15 protein-coding genes, 2 tRNA genes and 1 pseudogene are annotated in these 15,438 nt (G+C 40.6%); 8 read left to right on the forward strand and 10 right to left on the reverse strand.

The annotated features are described in order from the left end of the window. Positions 1-55: 55 nt before the first annotated feature. The 4 genes from ACINWC323_RS0118935 to ACINWC323_RS10770 all read right to left on the reverse strand — a co-directional run bounded on the left by ACINWC323_RS0118935 (position 56) and on the right by ACINWC323_RS10770 (position 5,316). Positions 56-280: a hypothetical protein gene (locus tag ACINWC323_RS0118935; protein WP_032881360.1), complete on the reverse strand. Its 225-nt coding sequence runs from the start codon at positions 278-280 to the stop codon at positions 56-58. Then, positions 277-1,503, reverse strand: a complete 1,227-nt coding sequence (locus ACINWC323_RS10780) for a tyrosine-type recombinase/integrase (RefSeq protein ID WP_009511223.1) — start codon at positions 1,501-1,503, stop codon at positions 277-279. Before ACINWC323_RS10780 ends, ACINWC323_RS0118935 begins: the two co-directional genes overlap by 4 nt. Positions 1,504-1,975: 472 nt before the next feature. Continuing rightward, on the reverse strand, positions 1,976-3,778 hold the full coding sequence (locus ACINWC323_RS10775) for an aminopeptidase P family protein (protein ID WP_009511215.1): 1,803 nt from the start codon (positions 3,776-3,778) through the stop codon (positions 1,976-1,978). After that, complete coding sequence (locus ACINWC323_RS10770; protein WP_009510913.1) at positions 3,775-5,316, reverse strand: peptide MFS transporter; 1,542 nt, start codon at positions 5,314-5,316, stop codon at positions 3,775-3,777. Before ACINWC323_RS10770 ends, ACINWC323_RS10775 begins: the two co-directional genes overlap by 4 nt. Positions 5,317-6,050: 734 nt before the next feature. On the opposite strand from ACINWC323_RS10770, the gene glnA reads away from it, so the two are divergent. The 5 genes from glnA to ACINWC323_RS10745 all read left to right on the forward strand — a co-directional run bounded on the left by glnA (position 6,051) and on the right by ACINWC323_RS10745 (position 10,713). Beyond that, positions 6,051-7,466 (forward strand): type I glutamate--ammonia ligase, encoded by a 1,416-nt coding sequence (gene glnA / locus ACINWC323_RS10765; protein ID WP_171062179.1) that lies wholly within the window; start codon positions 6,051-6,053, stop codon positions 7,464-7,466. 126 nt (positions 7,467-7,592) lie between these two features. Then, positions 7,593-8,084, forward strand: coding sequence for a chorismate--pyruvate lyase family protein (locus ACINWC323_RS10760; RefSeq protein ID WP_005231653.1), 492 nt, complete (start codon positions 7,593-7,595; stop codon positions 8,082-8,084). Positions 8,085-8,098: 14 nt separating this feature from the next. Beyond that, complete coding sequence (ubiA, locus tag ACINWC323_RS10755) at positions 8,099-8,980, forward strand: 4-hydroxybenzoate octaprenyltransferase (protein ID WP_009511138.1); 882 nt, start codon at positions 8,099-8,101, stop codon at positions 8,978-8,980. A 110-nt stretch (positions 8,981-9,090) separates the two neighbouring features. Further along, positions 9,091-10,395 (forward strand): alpha/beta hydrolase family protein, encoded by a 1,305-nt coding sequence (locus ACINWC323_RS10750; RefSeq protein WP_009511336.1) that lies wholly within the window; start codon positions 9,091-9,093, stop codon positions 10,393-10,395. 111 nt (positions 10,396-10,506) lie between these two features. Next, a complete protein-coding gene (locus tag ACINWC323_RS10745; RefSeq protein WP_005287925.1) occupies positions 10,507-10,713 on the forward strand; it encodes a hypothetical protein in 207 nt (68 codons plus the stop codon). Positions 10,714-10,732: 19 nt separating this feature from the next. On the opposite strand, the gene ACINWC323_RS10740 is transcribed toward ACINWC323_RS10745, so the two are convergent. From ACINWC323_RS10740 to ACINWC323_RS10725, 4 genes are all read right to left on the reverse strand, one after another. Continuing rightward, a complete protein-coding gene (locus tag ACINWC323_RS10740; RefSeq protein ID WP_009511238.1) occupies positions 10,733-11,173 on the reverse strand; it encodes a DUF2726 domain-containing protein in 441 nt (146 codons plus the stop codon). A 58-nt stretch (positions 11,174-11,231) separates the two neighbouring features. Then, a tRNA-Asn gene (locus ACINWC323_RS10735) sits at positions 11,232-11,307 on the reverse strand. 85 nt (positions 11,308-11,392) lie between these two features. Next, positions 11,393-11,701 (reverse strand): DUF8200 family protein, encoded by a 309-nt coding sequence (locus ACINWC323_RS10730; RefSeq protein ID WP_005287919.1) that lies wholly within the window; start codon positions 11,699-11,701, stop codon positions 11,393-11,395. Between the two features lie 179 nt (positions 11,702-11,880). Then, positions 11,881-11,956 (reverse strand) — tRNA-Asn (locus ACINWC323_RS10725). Positions 11,957-12,192: 236 nt separating this feature from the next. Between ACINWC323_RS10725 and ACINWC323_RS10720 the strand changes: the two genes are divergently transcribed. After that, positions 12,193-12,624, forward strand: coding sequence for a hypothetical protein (locus ACINWC323_RS10720; RefSeq protein ID WP_009510829.1), 432 nt, complete (start codon positions 12,193-12,195; stop codon positions 12,622-12,624). A 37-nt stretch (positions 12,625-12,661) separates the two neighbouring features. On the opposite strand, the gene ACINWC323_RS10715 is transcribed toward ACINWC323_RS10720, so the two are convergent. Further along, on the reverse strand, positions 12,662-13,099 hold the full coding sequence (locus ACINWC323_RS10715; protein WP_009510997.1) for a PaaI family thioesterase: 438 nt from the start codon (positions 13,097-13,099) through the stop codon (positions 12,662-12,664). 185 nt (positions 13,100-13,284) lie between these two features. Here ACINWC323_RS10715 and ACINWC323_RS0118940 point away from each other — a divergent pair. Continuing rightward, positions 13,285-13,718: pseudogene (locus tag ACINWC323_RS0118940) on the forward strand (GFA family protein). Positions 13,719-13,794: 76 nt separating this feature from the next. On the opposite strand, the gene ACINWC323_RS10710 reads toward ACINWC323_RS0118940, so the two are convergent. After that, on the reverse strand, positions 13,795-15,030 hold the full coding sequence (locus ACINWC323_RS10710) for a pyridoxal phosphate-dependent aminotransferase (protein ID WP_009511299.1): 1,236 nt from the start codon (positions 15,028-15,030) through the stop codon (positions 13,795-13,797). Between the two features lie 213 nt (positions 15,031-15,243). On the opposite strand from ACINWC323_RS10710, the gene ACINWC323_RS10705 reads away from it, so the two are divergent. After that, positions 15,244-15,423 (forward strand): hypothetical protein, encoded by a 180-nt coding sequence (locus tag ACINWC323_RS10705; protein WP_005231643.1) that lies wholly within the window; start codon positions 15,244-15,246, stop codon positions 15,421-15,423. Positions 15,424-15,438: the final 15 nt, after the last annotated feature.

The following is a 15,438-nucleotide window of genomic DNA, read 5'->3' on the forward strand; positions in this document are numbered from 1 at the left end:
TAAAACAAATGTCTCAATCAGTGTTTGCTTGCAGTGTGTTCAACATTAGCAAGCATCACTCCCTCACAATCTCCACTTCCTTTAACTTCTTGCCTCTAGTCACTAGAAAATAATTAGCTTCTCTTTTCTCTAAAAACTTTATGGCATCCTCTTTATCATCTAAAAACACGTACTGCTGAGTGACCATTCCATTTATATCTGAATAGTCCTGGTATTCTTCATACATTGATTGCTGTATATGCAAGTACTGCTTGCCTTTCTTGATGTAGAAGTACCTCATTTATCACCCCAACTATCAACAATATCTGCCCAGTCTTGCATCATTTTTCTACGCTCATCTAAATAGAGGGCATGATTATAGGTATCTCTAATTTTGTTTTTATCTACATGGGCCAGCTGTAATTCAATATGATCAGAAGGATAACCAAGATCATGCAAAACAGTTGATGCAGTAGCACGGAAATCATGCGCGGTCAAATCTTCAAAGCCCATTGACGCGAGGGCGCTATTAATTGAAGATTTATTCATTAGTTTATTCAGATTAAATACACTAGAGAATACGTACTTTCCAGATCCAGTCTGCGAGAATTGATCAATCAATATAGCCTTCACTTGTTTTGACATAGGGATGATGTGCTCCCTATTCATTTTGATATTACGTTGCCCTGAATTTAATTGCTCTTTCGTAGCTGGAGGTATCCTAATAAGATCATCTTCAAAATTCATCCAATCCCATTCAAGCCTAGTAACTTCAACAGATCTGAGTATCGAATAAATGAGAAGCAAAATACTATTTTTTGTAGTTGCAGCTCCTTTATATTTAATGAATCTATCCCAAAAAACACTCTTCTCTTCTTCAGACATAGGACGCGCACCTTCTTTAGCAGGGCGCTCAATTGTATTTTTAAGTGCTGATATAGGGTTTTGCTCACATCGAGATGTGGCAATTGCATAATCTAGAATCTGACTAGTAATTTGTCTATTTAAAATTGCGGTCGCTTCTCCAGTGCCAAAATTAGATTGTTTTCTTATCCTGGCTACAGTCTTTTTTTGCATCTGAAGAACATCAAATGCTGTAATATTTTTAATATCTTTATTGCCGAGATTTGGGAAAAGGTCTTTCTCAAATGCAGTCTCGACAGCACGTCTATAACTAACTGAACGTTTTTCTTTTCTTCCCTCATACCATTCTATGGCGATATTTTTAAAGAGACATATCTCAGTTAATAGAGCTTTAGCTTTATCTTCCTGTCTTTGCTGAGAAGGATCTAAATTTTGGCTAAGAAGTGTTTTTTGATCTTGGGCTAGTTTTCTTGCTTGTGCCAATGTCACAATCGGATACTCACCAAGACTTATCATCTTGGGAGTTCCAAGAAACCGATACCGGAAGCGCCAAAACTTTGAGCCATTGGTACGGACTTCAATGCAAAGGCCAGCTTGATCAGCAACACGATAAGTCTTATCTTGAGGTTTTAATTGCTTAATTTTAGTGTCATTGAGCATTTGAGTGAGTAACGCAGGTGGAAAATATGATTACTCACAATGTTACTCACAAAAATAGCGAATGTCATCGAATGGGGGCGAATTAAAACGAATGCAGTTGTCAGGTAAAAATTAAGATGAGCTTTATATTGCGAATGCGAACGAATGCAGGCGGATTTCACCTCTTCTAATCGATCATTAGAAGCATTTTGAGATAAACCTCTTGATGTTTAAGGTGTTTTTAAATTTCGTCTCTCAAGATACCCGTTTTGAATTAAGTGCCCAAAACAATGGATAAAAATAAAGCCGCTATTTAAGCGGCTAATATAACAAAAAATGAAGTGGCCAGTTTAACTATTTCATTCATTAAAACTTTGTAGGAAAAAGTTTAACGGGGGCCACATATGATTATTCACACAGATCACGACAATCAAGGCAGAATCAGCTTTTCTTTAGACATAAAAAACCACTCTGCCTCAATCATGGAAGAAGATTAAATCTTACGGGTGTGATCAATCAGCCAGTCTAAAACCTCTCCAGACAGATGCTCGGCCAGTCTTTCCTGTACAGTTTGATGGTAGCGATTTAACCAGTCTTTCTCTTCCTGCGTGAGCATATCCACAACGACGCAATCTAAATGGATGGGGCAAAGCGTGAGTGTTTCAAACTCTAGAAATTCACCGTAGGTTTTTTCAAAACCTGCATGCAGCTGGTTTGCAACCAGATTCTCGATGCGAATGCCGTATTTCCCTTCATGATAGAGGCCTGGTTCATTGGAAATAATCATGCCTTCACGCAATTTGCTATAGGCATGTATTGGCGCGTAATAAGAAAGCACTTGCGGTCCTTCATGAACATTCAGCGCAAAACCTACGCCGTGTCCTGTACCATGGCGATAATCCAGACCCTGCTGCCATAAAGTCTGACGACAAATTGAATCCAGGAGCGGTGCAGCCAAACCTTCTGGGTAAATGGTTTTTGCCAAAGCAATGTGACATTTTAAAACCAGCGTATAGTCACGTTTTTGTTGTTCTGTCGGTGTCCCAACGGGAACAACACGGGTGATATCTGTGGTGCCATCGACGTACTGCCCGCCAGAGTCGATCAATAATAGACCATCACCTTCGATGAATGAGTAGTGTTCTGGCGTTGCACGGTAGTGAGGCAATGCACCATTGGCATTAAAGCCTGCAATCGTGGCAAAACTTGGACCTATAAAACCGTCTTGTTGAGCTCGGAAGGCGGTAATTTTCTCATCAATAGTCAGTTCTGAAATGTTCTCCTGATGATCAAGTGCTTTTGCTAACCAATGGAAGAAATGGCAAAGGGCAACCCCATCTTTAAGCATGGCATGGCGGATATGCGCAATTTCGCTCTCATGCTTACGCGATTTAAAAAGTGTACTTGGGTTGATGTCGTAGACAACCTGAATATCCTTTGCGATCGCTTGTTCATGGTGAATCGATACTTTGGCTGGATCTAACAGGACAGATGCATCAGAAATATTGGCTAAAAACTGAGCCGCATCTTGGTAGTTCCGAATCTCAATACCATCAGCTTTGAATGCCTCTTGTGTGCTTAGATCTACCTTATTGCGATCCACAAATACAACAGCCTGTTGAGCACTGATATATAAGTGTGAAAGGAATACCGGGTTGTACTCTACATCTTGACCACGTGCATTTAAGACCCAGGCAATATCATCTAAAGATGAAATAAAATGTCCTTCAATTGCCTTGGTATCTAAAGTTTCCCGTATTGCCTGGATTTTTTCTTTACGGGATAGAGCATTTAAGCCTTCAGGCATTAAATGGATTTTTTCTGAGGGCAGTTCTGGACGATTAGACCAGATTAAGCCAATTAAATCTTGCTGTGTTTCAAGTTTAAAGTCGCGTTGTTTTGCAGTATTTTGCAATGCCTTAAACTGCTGAATTGAAAGCGTTTGTCCATTCACTGAAATGACCGAACCAGGCTGTAGATTTTTCTCCATCCAGGCAAGATGTGTCGAAGATTCATCACTGGTCAGTTTTTGTAATTGGAAGCCGGTTCCAGCGAGTTGTTGTTCGGCTTGTACCCAATAACGCCCATCAGCCCAGAGTCCTGCAAAGTTTTGGGTCACAACCAACGTGCCAACCGAGCCATTGAAACCGCTTAACCACTGCCTTGCTTTCCAGTGGTCAGGTAAATATTCTGACATATGCGGATCTGCACTCATGACAACCAAAGCATCAACATGTTGATTGTTCATGAGTTCACGAAGTTGAACTAGTTTTTCTGGCACAGTTAAGTCGTTCATATGGTTTCCAAATCAGGTTGAACTTTGCTGGTACTTTTGCCCATTAATTTGTTCATTGGTTTCTTTAATAAAAATAACACGATTGCCCCAATAACCAAGGCCAATACGCAGCGCATAAACAGGGTAGGTAAATTTTCGATAGCATCTGCGGCGATTTGACCGCCAATCAAGCCTGCCATGAGGTTGCCTAAAGCCGAACCCGTGAACCATAGACCCATAATTTGTCCACGAATAACATTTGGCGCAAATTTGGTCATGGTCGATAACCCAATCGGGCTGAGGCAGAGTTCTCCTAAAGTCAGCAGAAATAAAGCTCCAACCAACCAGAAAGGGGAAACCAGACCATCGCTAATAGCAAAATGACTCGCCAGCGACATCAGTAAAAATCCGCCTGCTGCCAGTAAAAGTGCAATAATAAATTTTGAAATATAGCTTGGATCTTTGTTCGCTTTGCCTAGTCTTGCCCACAGCCAGGCTGCAATTGGCGCAAAAATAATAATAAAAATCGCGTTAATAGATTGAAACCATACTGTTGGAATCTCAAAACCTAAAACATTACGGTTGGTATGATCTTGTGCAAATAAATTGAAGGAGGTGGGATTCTGCTCAAAGGCTGACCAGAACAGGGCAGAAGTAATCAACAGCACAAAACAAATAATAACTTTGAACTTTTCATTTTGGTCTAAATTAAGGAAAAGCAATAAATAAGCAAAATAGGCAATAATTCCAATCCCAATTCCGACGGTTAAATAAGCGGCGACAGCGACAGGGTTGATGTGAATGATGCCCACGAATGTTAGAACAATAACGACTGCAACTGTGAATAAAAAGCCAAATACAATTTTAGGTGCATTTTTATTTTCTACCACCGGTTTGCTACAGCTATTGTTTTCTTGACGTAGCGCGTTAAACGTTTCGAGCTGGGGAATTGCCCTCAAACGGAAAATGAATAAAGCAATCAGCATCCCGAGGCCACCAATACCAAAGCCTAAATGCCAGCCATGATCTCTGACCAATAGTCCTGTAATCAGTGGGGCTATAAATGAGCCCATATTAATGCCCATATAGAAAATGGAAAAGCCTGCATCACGTCTTGCATCTTGGGCTTTATATAAGGTTCCAACAATCACCGAAATACATGTTTTAAACAGGCCGGAACCTAAAACAATCAGTACTAACCCTAAATAAAAGAAAGACTGATCAAATACAGGGGTAAGGGCAATGGAAAGATGACCCAAGGCAATAATAATAGAACCATACCAGACAGCGCGCGCTTGACCTAACCAGTTATCTGCAATCCAGCCACCAAAAACGGTCATTAAATACATCGAACCTGCAAACAATCCGACAATTGCGGCAGCAGTGGATCGATCAAGGCCCAGACCACCTTGATTGACCATAGCAATCATATAAAGGATCAGTAAAGGCCGGATGCCATAATAGGAAAATCTTTCCCAAAGCTCTGTGAAAAAAAGCGTTTGTAACGGTTTGGGATGGCCAAAAAAAGCCTTATCCGCTCGTTCAAAGTCATATTTCATTAATCAAATCCTTGAATGATTTTAAGTTTTTATAAACATAACTTTGGGTTTGTTTATTAATAATAAAAATTTATGCATACGATTTTTAGTTTTTTTAATCGTAAAAGCAAGTTTGGCCTGTATAAAAAAAGTGAATGAAAAAGAACATGAATAGTAAAATTTATTGAGTATCCAAGACGGGCCGATCTAAGCCAACCGCTGCTGAGTAGCAGGCCAGACAGTATTTAAATCGTGTATCTATTTAGAAAAATTCATAAAAATTAAAGATATCGATTGGCTTTTTAAATGAAGCATAATGCCTATTGATAAATAGATTTGGCAATAAATTAAAGTTGCACAAATCAACCCCGAAAATTTATTGAGCAAGCCATTATCAAAGATATGATTACTTTCAGGTCATCCGATAAGAATCTCAGCATTCTATATAAGAAAGTATTATGATCATGAACAGCTGTTTGAAATTGATGCAGTGCGTTATATCAGTGCAACAATTTTGCACCAAATTGGGGCGGTAATGAACTATTTAAATATGCCATAATTTGAAAATGTGTGAATATGGTGCATTTACATAAGCAAACAGTATAATGCGTTCAAGTCAAGGAACCTAAATCATGATTACTTATAAGTAATTCAATATTTTAGGTAGGATTTAAAATTGTTGGTATGATAATTGCTAATTATACATCAACACCTAACACGCACTTAACAAGTGCATAAAAATTTCATTGGAGCAAATGAGCATGGCGAACAAGGTCCTTCAACTCATCAAAGAAAGTGGCGCAAAATGGGTCGATTTTCGCTTTACTGATACTAAGGGTAAAGAGCAGCACGTAACTTACCCAGCTGATACCATTGATGAAGATACTTTTGAAGACGGTAAAATGTTTGATGGTTCTTCAATTGCTGGCTGGAAAGGCATTGAAGCTTCGGACATGATCTTACGTCCAGATGCTGAAACTGGTTTTATTGACCCGTTCTTTGCTGAACCGACTGTTGTTGTGACTTGTGACGTTATCGAGCCATCAACTGGTCAAGGTTACGAGCGTGACCCACGTTCAATTGCTCGTCGCGCTGAAGAATACTTAAAATCTACAGGTATCGGTGATACTGCATTCTTTGGTCCAGAACCAGAATTCTTCGTTTTTGACGAAGTGAAATGGGACATCGACATGTCTGGCGCGCGCCACACATTGATCGCTGAAGAAGCGGCTTGGTCGACTGGTAAAGATTATGAAGCAGGTAACTCTGGTCACCGTCCACGTGTAAAAGGTGGTTACTTCCCGGTTCCTCCGGTTGATTCTTCACAAGACATGCGTGCTGACATGTGTGCAAAAATCGAAGACATCATGGGCCCAGGTCGTGTAGAAGTACATCACCACGAAGTTGCATCTTGCCAGTTAGAAATTGGTGTAAGCTTCAACACTTTAGTTCGTAAAGCGGACGAAGTACAACAGTTCAAATATGCAGTTTGGAACGTTGCACACCAATATGCAAAAACAGCAACCTTCATGCCTAAACCAATGGTAGGCGATAACGGTTCTGGTATGCACGTGCATATGTCAATCTCTAAAGATGGCAAGAACCTGTTTGCTGGTGATGAATATGCTGGTTTATCAGAAATGGCATTGTTCTTTATTGGTGGTGTAATCAAGCACGCTCGTGCATTGAATGCGATTACCAACCCTTCTACAAACTCGTATAAGCGTTTGGTTCCACATTTCGAAGCACCAATCATGCTTGCTTACTCAGCACGTAACCGTTCTGCTTCGATCCGTATTCCTTACGTTTCTAGCCCGAAAGGCAAGCGTATTGAAGCACGTTTCCCAGATCCAATGATGAACCCGTACTTAGGTTTCGCGGCATTGTTGATGGCTGGTCTTGACGGTATCCAAAACAAGATCCACCCAGGTGAAGCTGCTGATAAGAACTTATATGACCTTCCTCCTGAAGAAGAAGCAAAAATCCCAACTGTTGCTCACAGCTTGGATATGGCACTTGAAGCACTTCAAAATGACCATGAGTTCCTGTTGAAAGGTGGCGTGTTCACTAAAGAAATGCTTGATGCATATATCGAACTTAAAACTGAAGAAGTTCGTCGTCTTAACACGACAACTCACCCAGTTGAATTTGATATGTACTACAGCCTGTAATATATCCCTGATTCAGAAAAGCTCGCTTCGGCGAGCTTTTTTTATGTTTTTGGTTCGATTGAAAGTCGTACTCTTTTTCGTGAGAAATTAATGTAAACTAATCGCGATGTTTTTAGTGAGCCAAGCATGCGAAATTTACGACCAAACAGAATAAAAGGAAAAGAGCTTCCTGCAGTATTAAAAAAATGGTTGTATGCATCGGGATCACTGACCCAACAATTGACCGATTTAGGGCAAGGTCAATTTCATGTTGAACGTATTAAAGAGCATTATCAGCGAATGACTTTGAATGATAGTCAGTGGATGAAAATGCCGCCCCAGCATGTGGCATGGGTGCGAGAAACCCATCTTTATGGCAGCGAAGAGCAGGCCTGGGTAAAAGCCAAAAGTATTTTCCCCATCTTAAGCCTGCAAAAAAAGGCGAGATTATTTCAGCATATTGGTAACAAACCGATTGGCTGGTTCCTGTTTCACAGAACCAGTCCAGCTTGTGAAAGACGCGTTATCTATCTTGACGAGGGGTGGACACGTCAGAGTTGTTATACTTGGCATGGTTGTAAATTTATCGTGCAGGAAACCTTTTTACCCGCATTTGAACAGTTTATTCAACAGCATTGACGCTAAGGATTATCATGGAAACAGTGCAGCACACGACTTGGCGACAACGTTTAGAGGCTTATTACTACCTTTGCCGTTTTGATAAGCCAATTGGCACAGAGCTGGTATTTTGGCCAACCATGTGGGCATTATGGATTGCATCTAAAGGAGTGCCTGACCTTAAAATCCTGCTTGTGATGATTTTAGGTGTCATTTTTATGCGTGCAGCAGGTTGTGCCATTAATGATTTTGCTGACCGTAAGGTAGATGCGCATGTGGAGCGAACCAAAACACGTCCTTTAGCAACAGGAGTGATCCGTGCTAGAGAGGCTGTCTTTGTTTTTCTGGCTTTGGTGCTGGCAAGTGCTACCTTGTTATTTTTTCTGCCGATTGAATCATTTTACTGGTCTTTTGGGGCTTTATTCCTGGCGTTTATCTATCCTTTTATGAAGCGCTATACCAATTTACCGCAAGTATTTTTAGGTGCAGCATTTTCGTGGTCCATTCCCATGGCGTATACGGCTGTTGGGCAAACGCCTGATTTAACCTGCTGGTTACTTTATTTTGGTAATCTGGCCTGGACAGTGGCCTACGATACCCAATATGCGATTACCGATCGTGAATATGATCTAAAGATTGGGGTGAAATCGACGGCTATTTTATTTGGTCGCTATGATATCCAGATGATCGGTTTGCTTCAGTTAATGAGTCTGATCTTGATTGGCAGTGCCTTATATCTCGAAAATCTTTTGTTGCCTTTTGGCTTGATTGCCTTGGGTATTGTTGCAGTGGATTTTATTTATCAGGCGATGAAAACCAAAGATCGTGATCCACAAATCTGTTTTTGGGCATTCCGTCACAATCGTTGGGTCGGGTTGATTATCTTTATTGGAATTTTTTTAGAATTAATAGCTTAATCTGACTGTATAGTTGAAAAGTGTCCTATGCAGGGCACTTTTTTTATGCCTTAATAAGCTGGCATGTAGTTTCATGCACAAAAATAACACGAACATTAAAAGGATATTTTATGAAACGGTCGAAGATTGCGTTGGCAATGACGTTCTCAATTTCTGCATTATTTTTAACCGCATGTAATGACGATAATGATAGTTATACGGGCGGGGATTCAAACAAAACATATTTATCGGAAACCACTTATTCCAAGGATAAAGTGGATAATGCCTCATCAATCAAAATCATGACTTATAACATGGTCAATGTCCAAGGGCGGACTGCCAAAGCAACAGCATTGGTAATGTTTCCGAAAGTAGCTCAGCCTGCTGACGGTTATCGTGTGGTGGTGTGGGAGCATGGTACGGTTGGGGTAGGTGATAGCTGCGCCCCAAGTAATAATACCGTGAACCCTCGGTTTAAAATCCTCGCTGATACTTTATTGGCGGCAGGTTATGTCGTCATTGCACCAGATTATGAGGGTTTGGGGACTCCTGGAATTCATCCATATCTAAACTTGGGCAGTGAAGCTAAATCTGCCATTGCAGCGGTAAAAGCAGCCAAAGATCATTATGGAACTAAACTTAACGGACAATGGATGTCGATTGGTCAGTCTCAAGGTGGCCATGCTTCATTAGGTACGGCTGAGTTTGCGAATAATGATGCCAACTATAAAGGCGCTGTCGCTGGGGCGCCTGCTTCTAGCCTTGGCTATATCATTTCTGTTGTGGCGCCACAGGCGATTGCAAATATTCTTAAGCAGGAACAAGCTGGTCTTGCACCAGTAGGCACAGCTGTTGAAGTATATGCGGAACTACTTGCTTACGCTGCATATACCACTGTGGGTATTACAGCTTATGAACCTAAATTTAATTATAGAGAAATTTTTCAGGATCGCTCTCGTGCAATTGCTGAGTTTGCTGAAGGTACTACAGGTGAAAATGGCATCTGTTTAGAAGATTTACATAATAAGTTTGCAGCGGATATTCGTGACTTTATCAGTAAGGATACCACTAAGACCGTTTTAGATTATCCGGGCTTAGCAGGCAACTTCCAAGAAAATCCAACCGTGAAAAAATTTCTAGCAGATAACCAACCTGCGACCAAGAAAATTAATACACCTGTCATGATTATTCAAGGTAAGCTAGATATGGCTGTTCCTTATGACGTGACAAATGCTTTGCAAAATGGATTAAAAGCCTTAGGTACAAAAGTTGAATTCTTAGGGGTTGATGGAGCAAGTCATACACAGGCTATTGTATGCAAAAATGCTCAAGCATATGGATTTATTCAAGAGAATATGTCGGCAGGTACGGGTATTGTACTGACGGATGCCCAGAAAGATGCCAGCCAAAGCCCTCACTGTACAGGTAAATTCTAAGATTTTCATTTAGCTAGAAATTTGCTTTAAAAAAAGAGTCTCTTTATCGAGGCTCTTTTTTGTTATATTGTTGCATTCTTAAAATTGATGTCGTTTGAGTTTAAAGCCGCTATGAGCCAGCAACCTGTTGAAAAAAAATCAGTCCCTTGGTTATTGATGGGGTTAGGATTATTGATCCCTATTTTTATTGTAGGTATGGCTTTCCTGGCAGCAAAAAGTGATGCACAGACCAAGAAGAAATATGATCAGCAACATGCAGAAATCGCCAAAAAGTTTGAACAGCAGAAAAGTGCTGAGCAAGCAGAAAAAGCTGAATAATCTCTTTCCAGATCTCTTGTTATCGAATATCCATCTGTAACTGTTTTACAGATGGAATCTGGGTATAACGTCGAACCTGATAACCAGCCTCTTGCAACATCTGATCACGTTTTTTATCTTCTGATTCTTTACCTATATGACTCGGGTCATCCAGTTCAATAATCGCCAGTACTTTCATACCCTGATCTAAAACCACAAAGTCGGTGACCTTGCGATTGAACTTACTGCGAATTTTATAATGATCGCTGGTAATCAGGGCACTAAAAGCCACCTGAGCAAGTACGTGATGCTGTGGAAAAGCTTGTTGCAGACGAATAAACATCCGTGATTCGAAATTTGTAATGACAGGACGTGCAAAAAATTTCTGTTTGGGAAAGAAGGGGCGCAGGCAGCTATAAAGCAGCCAAGCTGTGCTGATCAAGCCAATAGTCAGGAACAGGAGATGATTCGATTGAAACATAGATTTAATAGCGTACAAAGAAAAAACCCACTCGATAAGAGTGGGTTTTTTAGAATCTTGGCTCTCCCACCTGGGCTCGAACCAGGGACCTGCGGATTAACAGTCCGTCGCTCTACCGACTGAGCTATGGGAGAATCTGGAACGAATTCTAGGGCTTAAATGCAGGTCCGTCAAGTAAAATGAGTATGAATAATAATCGCTTAACAAAAATATTGTGGATTAGCGGGCAACCTGATTACATTGTGCCAGTTCAGGAGAGCGTGCATCCCAGCTTGCACCTGCCGAGTTTTTATAATAACTAATCTTGCCAATACGCAGCACAAGGCTTTGACAAGAATCTACCGATAAAGCATTGCCCCAAGGGCCAGACATGCTACATACCTTTCCATTACACTTCCAGACCACATTGGGGCCATTCTCAATCGAAACGGTTACGGTACCTTTGTAGCTGGAACCAGCATACCAAGTGGTTTGAGCTGCCATCGCCGGGCTACAGAAAAATATTGCACACAACAGGATTTTTTTCATTATTTGCTATCCCTAATATAATAATGAAACTTTATTTTAGATGATAAAAAGAGCTGCGGCTTAAATTTGTACGATATTCAACATGAAATGAACAGATTCACCGTAATTCAAATGAAGCATTATTTTTTATAGACTTAAAAATAAAAAGCCCAGATCAATGATCTGGGCTTTTAGAATCTTGGCTCTCCCACCTGGGCTCGAACCAGGGACCTGCGGATTAACAGTCCGTCGCTCTACCGACTGAGCTATGGGAGAATCTGAGTGCCATTATAGGCAGCTTTTAAAATCGGTCAAGCTAAAAATGTCATGTTTCCTTCATTTTTGTGCCGTATGCTTTTTATTTGCACAATTACGCGAAAGTAGGAAAAATAACTTGAACTTTGATCAGGCTGTTGCTAGATTCGAATTAGAAAGAACGTTTAGATATTCATCTAAACAGTGTGGATTTAACCCTACTTGCCAGCACTAAAATGGCTAAACCGGAGGTCGAAATGACTATTCTTAATATTCAATCTATTTTTTCAAACTTTTCTTTTTATCAAGACCATTATCTCGAAATCATTCAGGATCCGGCGCAGTATTATACGCCAGTTGAACATGCATTCTTAAATACCTTTCCTTTTAAGCAACAAGCCTTGTATTTGGGTGATTTATTGCAATTATGGTTTGGAAATAAATGGAAAATTCAGAATGCTAATAACCTGTTAACGCAAAAAAATACCTTAACACTTGATCAAGATTCCCCCCTGTATTTATTTCAATTGGGTGGAGAACTCTTTTTAGGCGCAAATACTGCATTGGCATGGTCTGTTGCAGAGCAGAAGGTGGTCACAGTACAGGTTAAAAGTATCTGGCAATATGCTGTGTTTAGCCATTTGTGCATTCGACCAAAGCTGTTCAAACAAAACAAAGCTATTGCATAGGGCTATGATGAAATAGCCCATTGGCTTTCATTTCGGTTTATGGGCGAATAATCATGCAGGTTGCAGTCGCATGTGCATAGAGCTTGGCTTCTGCATCAACAATTTTGCCTTCGGAAATACCTAAATTTTTACTGATATTAATTATATTTCCAGTGGCAAAGAGCTTCTGGTTTCTTGGAACAGGGCGGCACATTTTAATATTCAGATCAATGGTGCCATAGCCTACACCAGCTTCTAAAAGGGTATGCACAGCACAACCTGTTACCGAGTCCAGTACGGTTGCAGCAAAACCTCCATGCACACCTCCGAGAGGATTCAGGTGTCGTTCATCCGCCTGTACTTCAAATTTGATATAACCTTCCGCAACTTCAATGGGTTGCATGGGAATGGTTTGGCTAATACTGGCGGGTGGAATTTTCCCTTCACACATGGCGGTTAAAAACTCAAGTCCATTCATTTCTTTTGGATGTTTCATCTTATATTTCCTTTTTGAGTTCTAAAATAGAACTTGTTGATAACATAGCCTTGAGAGATCAGGCTGTCAATATTGCGCATCTATTCGCTGAGTATTTTGTAAATTCTAAGTTACTCGCGAAATGCTTTGTTTTATGATGTTTATAAATGTCTTTATAACAATTTTGAATAAAAGGTAAATTTATAATGAACGGACAATGTGTATGTGGCGAAACCACTTTTGAAGTTGAATTAAGTCATCATGATGTACATGCCCTTGCGACGTATACGTCTCATGTTCTATCTGTCGTAGACAGACCAGTGGCGTGATTATGACGCTTGATGTCGAACAGGGCAGTTTAAAATTTTTAAAACAAGACCATCTTTCTATCTATAACTCATCGGCATGGGGAGAGCGTGGTTTTTGTAATGCGTGTGAAACAAATTTGTTTTGGCGTACTAAAGATCAGAACTATTGCAATATCAATGCATTTTCTCTGAATGAACCACCACAAGATCTGAATTTGGATCTGGAAATTTATATTGATTGCAAACCCGATTTTTATACGTTTCAGAATTTGACCAAGAAGATGACAGAGGCAGAGGTCATTGCACTCTTTAATGAAGAGCCCCCAAAATAACTTGGGTGGAATATCTGGATAAAAGAATCACATAGAAAAAAAGCTTCCATCTGGAAGCTTTTTTTTACAGCAGAACTTATTTAGCTGCTTTTTCTGCTTCGATTGAGGCAATGGCAGCGTCTACGCCCTCAATTGAATCAGCTGCTTTTTTGATACGTGCTAAAGCATCAACCAGCACTTCATCCGCAGTTGCATAAGAGATACGCATAAAACCGCCTAAACCGAATGCATCACCAGGAACTACGGCAACACCAGTTTCTTCAAGTAACCATTCAGAGAATTCTGTGCAAGATTTTAGGCCTTTGGCACGAATCAATGGACGAATGTTGGCATAGGCATAAAACGCCCCATCAGCAGGTAAACAAGAAATACCTTTGATCTCATTTAAGCCATTTACGACTAAGTCATGACGGCGTTTGAATGCTTCAATCATCGGTTGTAAAACGTCTTGTGGACCATTCAATGCTGCTTCAGCCGCAACTTGTGAAATCGAAGTTGGGTTAGACGTTGATTGAGACTGGATTTTTTTCATTGCGCCAATGATTTTTGCAGGACCCGCTGCATAACCAATACGCCAGCCTGTCATTGCATAAGCTTTAGATACACCATTTAAAACGATGGTGCGGTCATATAAGTCTGGCGCAACTGTTGCGATGTTGTAGAACTCATCGTCCCAGCGGATTGGTTCGTACATGTCATCAGAGGCAACGAATACTTGTGGGTGACGACGTAATACTTCAGCCAAAGCTTCAAGTTCAGCTTTGGTATAGATCATGCCTGTCGGGTTTGATGGGCTGTTTAAGACCACTAAACGTGTATTTGGAGTAATTGCCGCTTCCAGTTGTTCTGGGGTGATTTTGAAACGTTGTTCTTCACCACATTTCACGATGACAGGCGTACCTTCCGCAATGATCACCATATCTGGATAGCTAACCCAGAATGGCGCAGGAATAATCACTTCATCGCCTTTGTTTAACAAAGCCAGTGCAAGGTTAAAGAAACTTTGTTTACCACCACAAGACACCAGAATCTGGTTGGCTTGATAATCGAGATTATTATCGCGTTTAAGTTTTGCAATAATTGCTTTTTTTAAGCTTGGAGTACCGTCTACCGCTGTATATTTGGTGAAACCTTTATTAATGGCTTCAATGGCAGCATCTTTGATGTGTTGAGGTGTATCGAAGTCTGGTTCGCCTGCGCCTAAACCAATCACGTTTTTACCTGCAGCTTTTAACTCAGCAGCCTTGTTGGTTACTGCAAGTGTAGGGGACGGTTTGATAGCATTGACACGATCAGAGAGACGTACGTCCACGGCATTATTCCTTCTTATGGGATTAAAAAATAAAAAGCAGCTTATCTTAGCCTAATTAGACTTCATTGTGGCCGAAACTTGCCTTAATCGCATAAAAAGTTACCAAAATTTAGTTCTTGCAGGCTTTCTATTTTTTTACATATTTTATTTTTATCAAATGCCTAAAAATCCATTACAATAGCGGCTAGAAATCTAGATTTCGAGAGAATTTCAATGAGTACCCAGCAACCTAAAGCAAAAAAAGCTTTAGTGAAATTACCCTTCCCGATGCCATCTGCTCAGGATGATTCTGAGGATGCGGCGCATAATCAGGTTCGTCCAAAACCTGAGCAATACGCAGATCGTACCTGGATGCCACCACGCGGCACACGCCGTTCGATGGGGAAGCGTTAAGAGAAAAGCCAATCA

Source organism: Acinetobacter sp. WC-323, from assembly GCF_000314615.1.
Classification (GTDB): Bacteria; Pseudomonadota; Gammaproteobacteria; order Pseudomonadales; family Moraxellaceae; genus Acinetobacter; species Acinetobacter courvalinii.

Excerpts from the sequence above, each read along its gene's own strand:
- ACINWC323_RS10770 (WP_009510913.1), bottom strand. The coding sequence starts at position 5,316 with ATGAAATATGACTTTGAACGAGCGGATAAGGCTTTTTTTGGCCATCCC.
- ACINWC323_RS10705 (WP_005231643.1), top strand. The coding sequence starts at position 15,244 with ATGAGTACCCAGCAACCTAAAGCAAAAAAAGCTTTAGTGAAATTACCC.
- ubiA (WP_009511138.1), top strand. The coding sequence starts at position 8,099 with ATGGAAACAGTGCAGCACACGACTTGGCGACAACGTTTAGAGGCTTAT.
- ACINWC323_RS10780 (WP_009511223.1), bottom strand. The coding sequence starts at position 1,503 with ATGCTCAATGACACTAAAATTAAGCAATTAAAACCTCAAGATAAGACT.
- ACINWC323_RS10730 (WP_005287919.1), bottom strand. The coding sequence starts at position 11,701 with ATGAAAAAAATCCTGTTGTGTGCAATATTTTTCTGTAGCCCGGCGATG.
- ACINWC323_RS10740 (WP_009511238.1), bottom strand. The coding sequence starts at position 11,173 with ATGTTTCAATCGAATCATCTCCTGTTCCTGACTATTGGCTTGATCAGC.
- ACINWC323_RS10760 (WP_005231653.1), top strand. The coding sequence starts at position 7,593 with ATGCGAAATTTACGACCAAACAGAATAAAAGGAAAAGAGCTTCCTGCA.
- glnA (WP_171062179.1), top strand. The coding sequence starts at position 6,051 with ATGAGCATGGCGAACAAGGTCCTTCAACTCATCAAAGAAAGTGGCGCA.
- ACINWC323_RS10715 (WP_009510997.1), bottom strand. The coding sequence starts at position 13,099 with ATGAAACATCCAAAAGAAATGAATGGACTTGAGTTTTTAACCGCCATG.
- ACINWC323_RS0118935 (WP_032881360.1), bottom strand. The coding sequence starts at position 280 with ATGAGGTACTTCTACATCAAGAAAGGCAAGCAGTACTTGCATATACAG.
- ACINWC323_RS10775 (WP_009511215.1), bottom strand. The coding sequence starts at position 3,778 with ATGAACGACTTAACTGTGCCAGAAAAACTAGTTCAACTTCGTGAACTC.
- ACINWC323_RS10750 (WP_009511336.1), top strand. The coding sequence starts at position 9,091 with ATGAAACGGTCGAAGATTGCGTTGGCAATGACGTTCTCAATTTCTGCA.
- ACINWC323_RS10745 (WP_005287925.1), top strand. The coding sequence starts at position 10,507 with ATGAGCCAGCAACCTGTTGAAAAAAAATCAGTCCCTTGGTTATTGATG.
- ACINWC323_RS10720 (WP_009510829.1), top strand. The coding sequence starts at position 12,193 with ATGACTATTCTTAATATTCAATCTATTTTTTCAAACTTTTCTTTTTAT.